This is a genomic window from Marinobacter sp., assembly GCF_033722195.1.
Lineage (GTDB): Bacteria > Pseudomonadota > Gammaproteobacteria > Pseudomonadales > Oleiphilaceae > Marinobacter.
Genome location: NZ_JAWVZL010000106.1, coordinates 1 through 10,011 on the forward strand (window position 1 = coordinate 1; position 10,011 = coordinate 10,011).

Consider the following 10,011-nt stretch of genomic DNA (forward strand, 5'->3'; position numbering starts at 1 on the left):
AGCAGGAACTGCTGGACCGGGGCATCGCCAAGGTGGACCTCGACGGCCTGCCGGAACGGGAAATCGCCATCGAGGTGGACAGCGCCACCATTGCCGAGCTGGGGGTTGCCCTGCCCACCCTCGGCCAGCGGGTGGTCAGCCAGAGCCAGGACATCCCGGCCGGCACCGTGGGGGAGGAGGAGTCGGTGCGGGAGATCCGCAGCCTGGAGAAGGGCCGCAGTCCCGCTGATTTCGCCAACATGCCCATCGCCACCACCGCCGACGGCCAGCGCCTGACCCTGGGGGACATTGCCGAGGTGGAGCTGCGGCCCAAGGAAAACAGCGTCGAGATCTACTACCAGGGCAATCCGGCGGTGCTGATGCAACTGCAGCGCACGGAATCCTCGGATGCCCTGGCGGCCGCCGAGATCATGACCGACTGGCTCAGCGACGCCCGCGCCACCCTGCCCGAGGGCATGCAGCTGATCACCCTGGACGAGCAGTACGAGCTGATCGTCGACCGCATCAACCTGCTGCTGAAGAACGGCATCAGCGGTCTGATCCTGGTGGTGGGCATCCTGTTCGTGTTCCTCAACGGCCGCATTGCCTTCTGGGTGGCCGCCGGTATTCCGATTTCCTTCATGGGCGCCCTGGCGGTGCTCTGGGCCAACGGCGGCAGTATCAACATGATCAGCCTGTTCGCCCTGATCATGGCGCTGGGCATCATCGTGGACGACGCCATTGTGGTGGCGGAGGACGCCATGACCCACTACCAGCGGGGCGAGCGCCCCCTGGAGGCCGCCGAGGGCGGTGCCCGGCGCATGTTCGTGCCGGTGATGAGCTCCTCCCTGACCACCATTGCCGCCTTCCTGCCACTGATGCTGGTGAGCGGCATCATCGGCCAGATCCTGCGGGACATTCCGTTCGTGGTGATCTGCGTGATCATCGCCTCGCTGATCGAAAGCTTCCTGATCCTCCCGGGCCACCTGCGGGCCAGCTTCCACAAGCATCATCACCGTAAACCGACAGCGCTGAGGCGCCGGCTGGAGGTCGGCTACGACCGCTTCCGGGACCAGCATTTCCGGCCGGTGGCGCAGTGGTGCCTGAACCACCGCGGCATCACCCTGACCGCCACCGCCTGTACCCTGGTGCTCAGCCTGGCACTGGTGGCCACCGGCCATGTCCGGTTTACCTTCTTCCCCACTCCGGAGACCTCCAGCCTGGTGGCCAGCGTGAAATTCGCCGCCGGCACGCCACCGTCGGATGTGAAGGCTTACGGCCGGCTGATGGAGGATACCCTGTGGCAGGTCAATGACCGGCTCAAGCACGACGGCGACCTGGTGGAGGTGGCCCTGCTGCGGCTCAACCAAGGTTCTTTCAACGGCGGCCGCAGCATCGAGCGGGGCGAGCAGTACGCCATGGTCACCGTGGAGCTGGTCACTCCCGATGCCCGCGAGGTGCGCAACCCGGAGTTCATCCGGGCCTGGCGCGAGGCCCTCCCGAAACTGGCGGGCATCGAGCAGCTGTCGATCACCAGCCCACAGGGTGGGCCGCCCGGCAAACCGCTGGATATCTTCCTCACCGGCGCCAACGCCGGCGCCCTCAAGAGCGCCGCAGAGGATCTCAAGAATGCCCTGCGCAACTACGAGGGGGTCACCGACATTCTCGACGACCTGCCATGGGGCAAACAGCAGTACGTGTTCTCGCTGACGCCCATGGCCCAGGCGGTGGGGCTGACCATCGAGGATGTGGGCCGGCAGATGCGGGCGGCGCTGGACGGCCAGCTGCTGCAGGTGTTCTACGACCGTCACGACGAGATCGAGGTACGGATCATGCTGCCCAGGGCCGAACGCAGCCTGCAGCGAACCCTCACCAGCCTGCCCATCATCACCCCCAGCGGCGGTGTCGCGCCGCTGGCCAACATGATCGAGCTGGAGTCCCGCCGCGGCCTGGCCCTGCTGCGCCATACCGATGGCCAGCTGGGGGTCAGCGTCACCGCCGACGTCGACCCGGAAGTGACCAACGCCAACCAGGTGATCGCCGACCTGCAGCAGGACGTGCTGCCCGGTATCCTGAGCGCCTACGGCATCGAGGCCACCTTCAAGGGCAAGGCCGAGGAGCAGCGGGAAACCAGTGCCGACATGATGGCCGGGGCGGTACTGGGGCTGGCCATGATCTACATCATCCTGGCCTGGGTGTTCGGCGCCTACAGCTGGCCCATCGCGGTGATGATCGCCATTCCCTTTGGCCTGTGCGGCGCCATCTTCGGCCACCTGCTGCTGGGCATCGACCTGACCATCCTGTCCCTGTTCGGCATGTTCGGGCTCTCGGGCATCGTGATCAACGACTCCATTATCCTGGTGACCCTCTACAAGGAGCTCCGGGAAGACGGTATGCCGGTGCACCAGGCGCTGCTGGAAGCCACCTGCCAGCGTCTGCGGGCGGTCCTGCTGACATCCCTGACCACCATCGGCGGCCTGCTGCCGCTGCTGTTCGAGACCTCCCTGCAGGCCCAGTTCCTGATCCCCATGGCCGCCAGCATCGCCTTCGGCCTGGCGGTGGGCACCCTGCTGATCCTCCTGGTGGTGCCAGTGCTGCTGTCACTGATCGAGGACATTGCCGGCTATTTGTCGCCAGATAAGACCGTGATCGACACCGCTGGCCCGATTGGCAATAATGACGGCCGACCACATCATGCCGACCAACCGGGCCCCTGAGTTTTACGGTACCCTGTGGGGCTGACAAGACCTATAACCCGACCGCGAGTTCCAGGATGACCTCTCTGTTCTCCCAGGCCGAATTCTGGCAGTACCTCAGCATTCCGGTGATCGCCGCCCTCATTGGCTGGAGCACCAACTGGCTGGCCATCAAGATGACTTTCTACCCGCTTGAATTCATCGGCAAGCCGCCGTTACTGGGCTGGCAGGGCATCATCCCCTCCAAGGCCCGCAAGATGGCCGCCATCAGCGTGGACGCCACCATCGCCAAGATCGGTACGGTGCAGGAGATCTTCGCCCAGATCGACCCCAAGGTGCTGGCCGCCCACATTGTCCACTCCGTGGAACCCCGCACCGAGGAATACGTCGACGAACTGATGTTGCGGGAGTACCCCACGTTCTGGGAGAACCTGCCGGCCTCGGCCCGGCGCATGGTCTATGACCGGGTCCGAAAGTCCACGCCACAGCTGGTGGACAACCTGGTGGAGGACGTTTCAGACAACATCGAGGGCCTGCTGGACATCAAGGGCATGGTGATCGAGCGCCTGGCCAGCGACAAGCGCCTGCTGAACCGGATTTTCCTGGAGTGCGGCGAGGTGGAGTTCCGCTTCATCGTCAACTCCGGCCTCTACTTCGGCTTCCTGTTCGGCCTGGTCCAGATGGCGGTGTGGTACTTCTATCAGGCCTGGTGGGTGCTGCCCTTCTTTGGCCTGCTGGTGGGCTGGGCCACCAACTGGATTGCCCTCAATGTGATCTTCCGGCCTCTGCATCCGAGGAAGATCGGACCGTTCCGGCTCCAGGGTCTGTTCCTCAAGCGCCAGGAGCAGGTGGCGGAATCCTTCTGCCACATCGTCACCCACGAAATCCTCACCGTGGGCAACATCATCAATGCCATTCTGGAAGGGCCCAATGGCGACCGCGCCCGCAACATGGTGAAGAAGCACATCAAGCCCCTGGTGGACGAGACCGCCGGTATGGGCAAGGCCCTCACCCAGGTGGCCTTCGGCCCCACCGGTTTTGCCACCCTGAAACATCAGGTGGGCGAGAAAGCCATCGAGATCTCCCAGACCTCCTTCGACAACCCGGTGTTCGAACAGGACCGGGCCCGGGCGGTGGAGTCCATCATGGTGGAGCGCATGATCGCGCTGTCGTCAGAGGAGTTCCAGGACCTGCTGCGGCCCTGCTTCCAGGAGGACGAGATCAAACTCATCCTGGTGGGCGCGGCCCTGGGCTTTGCCGCCGGTATAGCGCAGTTCGTGTTCGTGTTCGGCCAAGCGCTGCTCTGAGGGCGGGGGCTTAGGGGCGCCATGCCCTGAACCGATATTCCAACCTAGGTGGTATAGGCAGAGTCCGGGCGCCCCTCTATACTTTGCGATAGATCATCAGGCCCCTCGACGGGGCCGGACCAAATCGCAAGGGGCAACGGATGCCACGTATTATCCAATGGTTTCAAGAGGTCCTCGGCAAGCGGGCAGAGGCACCTCCGGCTCCGCCCCCTTCCCGTCTGCTCAATCCGGCCCAGACCGGCTCTGGCCCGGACAATCGGGCCGCCACCGAGGCGGCGCTGGGAAAACTGGAGGAGAGCCTGTTCTGCTGGCTGCTGGAGGTGGGCCCGCAGCAGCTTGCCGTCAACGACGAGCACACCGAAGGCGTTCTTGCCGAACTTGAAAACCGGGTAGAGAACAACCTGCTGGAGGAACTGCCGCGCCAGCCCATGACCCTACCCATGCTGCTGCGTACCATGGCCGAGAACGACAGCGCCCGCGAGCAGCTGGTGAAAATCATCCTGGGGGACCCGGCGCTGACGGACCAGGTGCTGCAGGTGGCCAACAGCCCCTACTTCCGCCATGGCGAGCAGCACATCGAATCGGTGGACCAGGCGGTCTTCCTGATGGGCCACCAGGGTATTCGCAGCGTGGTGTCCGCCTCCATCATGCGGCCCATGCTGGCGGCCCGGAACAGCTCCGAGGCCCTCTTCGCCCAGCGGGTCTGGCGCTGGGGCATGACCTGTGGCCGCTCGGCGGAAGCCATCGCCCGGGCCCAGGGCGGCGACAGCAATTCCCACTTCCTGCTGGGCCTGCTGCCGGCACTGGCCTACATGACCCTGCGCCGGGAGGTACAGCGTCTATACCGGGTGCGGCGCAGTGGCCAGGTGCTGCCACCCGGCCTGCTCTACACCGCCATTCGCCGTTTCGACTGGGCCACCGCCCAGGTCCTGGCGCGGGAGTGGAACCTGCCACCCCGGTATCACGCCAGCCTGCTGGCGGCGGAGAGACCGGTGCCGGAACAGCGCCACACGCCCCTCAACGACGGCATCATTCTGGGCACGCGGGAGGTGCTCCGCCATGCCCACCAGCGCAACCTGCCGGAAGAGGACCTGCGCCAGGTGATCCAGCTGGACGACCAGCAGTTCAGCCAGATCCGCAAGGCGATCGCCAAAATGCTTCGGGAAGGCGCCAACCCCACCCGCTAGCGATCCTGTCTTCAGGAGCGCAACAGCTCGGCAAAGGTGCGGCTGCCGTCCACCAGACGCCGGTCCATCAGCTCCATGGGCGGCACATCAGGCAACCGCCTGACCATCATGTCCTCGTCCTTGCGCACCGCTGACAGCACGTCGTCCACCCGGATCAGATCCAAGGCCTGGCCCGGTGCCAGCCGGTCACCGTCCTCGCCCGCCAGGGTCAGCAAACCGGCGCGGATCAGCTTGTCGCTGACCCGGCGAGTCACCGAGCCCGGCACCCGCAGGCGCTGCTCCAGCTCTTCCTGCTGGGGCGCCGGCTTGCCCTCGCTGAACGGCTTGCACACCAGCCACATCAGCACCAGCGCCACCTTCTCCTGCAGTTCCGGCGAGAGCTGTACTTCCTGGCGCTTGGCCACCGAGCCCGGGTTCTGCAGGTAGAAGGCGATACTGGCCCCGAGCAGCAGGATCATCCAGTTCAGGTACATCCAGATCAGCAGGATAATGCCGATGGCGAAACTGCTGTAAATGGCGGCGTACTTGGTGGATCCAGCCACAAAAGACGCAAATAGCAGGCTTACCGCCTGCCAGGCGATACCGGCCACCACACCGCCGATGAAGGCGTAGCGAAGCTGCACCCGGGTGTTGGGCATGAACACGTAGACAAAGGTGAAGGCCCCGCACACCAGGAAGAAGGGCATCAGCCGGCTGACCTGGATGATCACCGAGCCGAAGGGCTCGATCTCCATCATGGTCTGCACGAAACCGGAGGAGAAAATGGTGGCGCTGACCCCGATGGCGGACACCATCAGCAGCGGCCCGATCATGATCACGCTCAGATAGTTGCTGAACCGCTGGGCCAGGGAGCGCATCTCCGGCACCCGCCAGATCATGTTGAAGGAGCGCTCCACCTTCTGCACCAGGGACACCACGGTGTAGACCAGCAGCGCCAGGCCCACCGAGCCCAGCACCCCCACCTTCATGTTGTCCACGAAGCCCAGGATCTGCTCCGCCAGCTGCACCCCCTGCGGCCCCATGGGCTCGAAGAACTGGAACAGGAAGGGCTCCATGCGCTCATGGACCCCGAGCGCCTTGAGCACGGAAAAACTCAGCGCCAGCAGCGGCACGATACTGAGCAGGGTGGTGTACACCAGGCTCATGGCATGCAGGGTGAGGTTGCCGGCAATGATGTCCCGGACAATGGCATAGGCGGTCCGCCCGGCGGTGTAGAGCCAGGTCCAGGGCCAGCGCTGGGGCGGCTCCGGATTGGCGAGAATCCAGTCTTCGGCTTGCTGCAGCCTGTCTTTAAATTGTGTGGAAGCCACTCAAGGTCCTGTTTCTGTTATTCATTTGGGCCATCATACGGGCTTGGAGTCCATCAGAGTATGGCCGATCCGACCGGCTTTGCGTAGCCGGCCCCATATAGCGCCCGCTCCGGCAGCGGGGTTCAGCTGGCCTCTCCCGCCAGATTGCGGGCGGTGATCTCAACGATTCGCTGGCGCGCCTCGCGGCTGGCCCAGGCCGAATGCGGGGTGACGATGAGATTGGGAATGTCCGGGGCGAGCAGGGGGTTACCGTTGCGGGGCGGCTCCTCGGTGAGCACGTCGAAGCCGGCGCCGCCGATGATGCCCTGCCTGAGGGCGTCGGCCAGGGCCTGCTCATCCACCAGACCGCCGCGACTGGTGTTGATCAGCAGGGCTTCGGGCTTCATCTGCTTGAGCTGGTCGGCGCCGATCAGGTTGCGGGTGTCGTCGGTCAGCAGGCAGTGCAGGGAGAGCACGTCCACCTGGGGCAGCAACTCCGCCAGCGGCAGGCGCGGATGGCCGTCCACCTCCCCGGCCTCCTGGCCCGGCCGGCAGCCCAGCAGGATTTTCATACCGAAGGCCTGCGCCCGCTCCGCCACCCCCTGGCCCAGGTCGCCGTAGCCGATGATGCCCAGAGTGCGGCCCTGCAACTCCATGATGGGGTGATCCATCAGGCAGAACTGCGGGCTGCTGGCCCAGCGCCCAGCCTGCACATCCCGGTGATAATCCAGCAGCCGCGTGGCCAGGGCCAGGATCAGCGCCAACGTGTGCTGGGCCACCGACGGGCGGCCGTATTCGGTCACGTTCATCACCCTGATACCGGCGCCTCGGGCTGCTTCCAGGTCGATGTTGTTGAGGCCGGTGGCCACCACCGCAATCCGCTTCAGTTCGGGGCTGGCGTCAAAGTGCTTACGCCCCAGGACCACCTTGTTGGTGAGTACCGTGTCGAAGCCGGCGATGCGCCCGGCCACCTGGTCCGGCGCCGTGCGGGGATGCAGCACCAGTTCGTCCACCGCGGCGCGGATGGGCCCCAGGTCCACATCGTCACCGAGGGTGGCGGCATCGAGAAAAACAGCTTTCATGGGCAGGCTCCTGGTCCGGGAAGCCGGTCATTGGGGACGACCGGCGGGGTGTTTTATCCTCGCAACGATAGTTTACACTGGAGCCAGAGGCTACCGGGCATACCGCGGTGACGGGAGAGACGCGATGGAACACGAGTTCTGGCATACCCGTTGGGAGAAACAGGAAATCGGTTTTCACGAGGGTACGGTCAACCAGTACCTTCATGACCACTGGCGGGAGCTGTCGGGCCGGCCTGGTGAGACCGTGTTCGTGCCGCTTTGCGGCAAGGCCCACGACATGTGGTGGCTGCACGACCAGGGCCACCGCGTGATCGGGGTGGAACTCAGCGAAATCGCCTGCAAGGATTTCTTCGAGGAGGCAGACACCAAGGCCACCGTGAAGCCGGGCCAGCCCTTCACCCGCTTCATCCACGACGAGCTGGAACTCTGGTGCGGCGATTTCTTCCAGTTGGTGCCGGAGGACCTGCAGCATGTGCGGCTGGCCTACGACCGCGCTGCCCTCATCGCCCTACCGCCCCACATGCGCCCGGAGTACGTGCAGCACCTCAACGCCATCCTGCCGGACCAAGCCGCCATCCTGCTGATCACCCTGGATTACCAGAACGACGAGATGCGCGGACCGCCCTTCAATGTCAGTGACGCCGAGGTCATGGCCCTCTACGGCCACGACTGGCAGGTGGAACACGTACTCACCAACCTGCTGCCCAAGGACCATCCCTTCGCCAAACGCAAGGGTCTCAGCGGCGCCACCGAGAGCGTCTTCAAGCTGCGCCGCCGGCCGGATTCCGACTAGCCGCCCGCCTGCCTCCGCCTTGCCGCCCAGCCCGGTGAGCGGGTCGGGCTACGGCGGCCGGCAACATTAACCTGTCATAATTGCAACGAAACAAAACACTCCTGAGTCTGTCCAAGCCTGTAAGTCTGGACTAAGCTGAAAATATCCAGACCGGAAACGCCTCCCCGGCGTATATCCGGTCTAGCGAGTCTTATCCTTTCATCCAACCATAACCGCGTCGCCGCCACTGGCGATCCGAATTAGATCGGGGATTTTGCGTGAACCAAAGCTGAGAAACAGCGAGCGAGGGGCTTACATGACAATTCTGCAGCACTTCAAGAACCGGTATGAAGCAACACAGGAGGAAGAGTATTCCCTGGAGGAGTACCTGGAGATCTGCAAAAAGGACCCAACGGCTTACGCCACCGCATCCGAACGCATGCTGATGGCCATCGGCGAGCCGGAACTCATCGATACCTCACGCGACCCGCGACTTTCCCGCATCTTTTCCAACAAGGTCATCAAGCGTTACCCGGAATTTTCCGAGTTCTACGGCATGGAGGATGCCGTCGAGAACATCGTGTCCTTCTTCCGCCACGCCGCCCAGGGCCTGGAAGAGAAGAAGCAGATCCTCTACCTGCTAGGCCCGGTGGGCGGTGGTAAATCCTCCCTCGCCGAAAAGCTCAAGTACCTGATGCAGAAGGTGCCCTTCTACGCCATCAAGGATTCGCCGGTGAACGAGTCACCGCTGGGCCTGTTCGACATCAACGAAGACGGCCCAATCCTGGAGGAAGAGTTCGGCATACCCACCCGCTACCTCAAGCCCATCATGTCGCCCTGGGCGGTGAAGCGGCTGCACGAATACGGCGGCGACATCAGCAAGTTCCGCGTGGTCAAGCGCTACCCCTCGGTGCTGGACCAGGTGGCGGTGTCCAAGACCGAGCCCGGTGATGACAACAACCAGGACATCTCGGCCCTGGTGGGCAAGGTCAACATCCGCATGCTGGAGGACTTCTCCCAGGACGATCCGGACGCCTACAGCTTCTCCGGCGGCCTGTGCAAGGCCAACCAGGGCCTGATGGAATTCGTCGAGATGTTCAAGGCGCCCATCAAGGTTCTGCACCCACTGCTGACCGCCACCCAGGAAGGCAACTACAACACCACCGAAGGCATGGGTTCGGTGCCCTTTGACGGCATCATCCTGGCCCACTCCAACGAGTCCGAGTGGCAGACCTTCCGCAACAACAAGCACAACGAGGCCTTCCTCGACCGGGTCTACATCGTCAAGGTGCCCTACTGCGTGCGGGTGACCGAGGAAATCGACATCTACCGCAAGCTGCTCAAGCACAGCTCATTGCAGGGCGCCCCCTGCGCCCCGGACACCCTGGACATGCTGGCCCAGTTCTCCATCCTGTCCCGCATCAAAGAACCTGAAAACTCCAGCATCTTCTCCAAGATGCGGGTCTACGACGGCGAAAACCTGAAAGATACCGACCCCAAGGCGAAGAGCCTGATGGAGTACAAGGACTACGCCGGCGTGGACGAGGGGATGACGGGTCTGAGCACCCGCTTCTCCTACAAGATACTCTCCAAGGTGTTCAACTTCGACAGCACCGAGGTGGCCGCCAATCCGGTGCACCTGTTATATGTGCTGGAACAGCAGATCATGCAGGAGCAGTTCCCGTCCGAAATACAGGAG

Annotated in this window: 7 protein-coding genes; 5 read left to right on the top strand and 2 right to left on the bottom strand. The window is 63.8% G+C overall.

Annotated features, from left to right (window positions below; translation table 11 throughout):
* The 3 genes from R3280_RS14290 to R3280_RS14300 all read left to right on the top strand — a co-directional run.
* A partial coding sequence (locus tag R3280_RS14290) for an efflux RND transporter permease subunit (protein WP_318999288.1) occupies nt 1-2,696 on the top strand: 2,696 nt, incomplete at its 5' end.
* 56 nt (nt 2,697-2,752) lie between these two features.
* Nucleotides 2,753-3,982 (top strand): hypothetical protein, encoded by a 1,230-nt coding sequence (locus tag R3280_RS14295; protein WP_318999289.1) that lies wholly within the window; start codon nt 2,753-2,755, stop codon nt 3,980-3,982.
* 140 nt (nt 3,983-4,122) lie between these two features.
* Nucleotides 4,123-5,169 (top strand): HDOD domain-containing protein, encoded by a 1,047-nt coding sequence (locus R3280_RS14300; RefSeq protein WP_318999290.1) that lies wholly within the window; start codon nt 4,123-4,125, stop codon nt 5,167-5,169.
* An 11-nt stretch (nt 5,170-5,180) separates the two neighbouring features.
* Here R3280_RS14300 and R3280_RS14305 read toward each other — a convergent pair whose 3' ends face one another.
* On the bottom strand, nt 5,181-6,479 hold the full coding sequence (locus R3280_RS14305) for a YihY/virulence factor BrkB family protein (RefSeq protein WP_318999291.1): 1,299 nt from the start codon (nt 6,477-6,479) through the stop codon (nt 5,181-5,183).
* A 122-nt stretch (nt 6,480-6,601) separates the two neighbouring features.
* Entirely contained in the window at nt 6,602-7,540 is a 939-nt protein-coding gene (locus R3280_RS14310) for a D-2-hydroxyacid dehydrogenase (RefSeq protein ID WP_318999292.1), read from the bottom strand.
* A gap of 124 nt (nt 7,541-7,664) precedes the next feature.
* Between R3280_RS14310 and tmpT the strand changes: the two genes are divergently transcribed.
* The gene (tmpT, locus tag R3280_RS14315; RefSeq protein ID WP_318999293.1) at nt 7,665-8,333 is read left to right on the top strand and encodes a thiopurine S-methyltransferase; all 669 of its coding nucleotides are present in this window, start codon (nt 7,665-7,667) and stop codon (nt 8,331-8,333) included.
* A gap of 295 nt (nt 8,334-8,628) precedes the next feature.
* Nucleotides 8,629-10,011 (top strand): PrkA family serine protein kinase (locus R3280_RS14320; protein WP_318999294.1); only part of this gene is annotated, 1,383 nt, incomplete at its 3' end.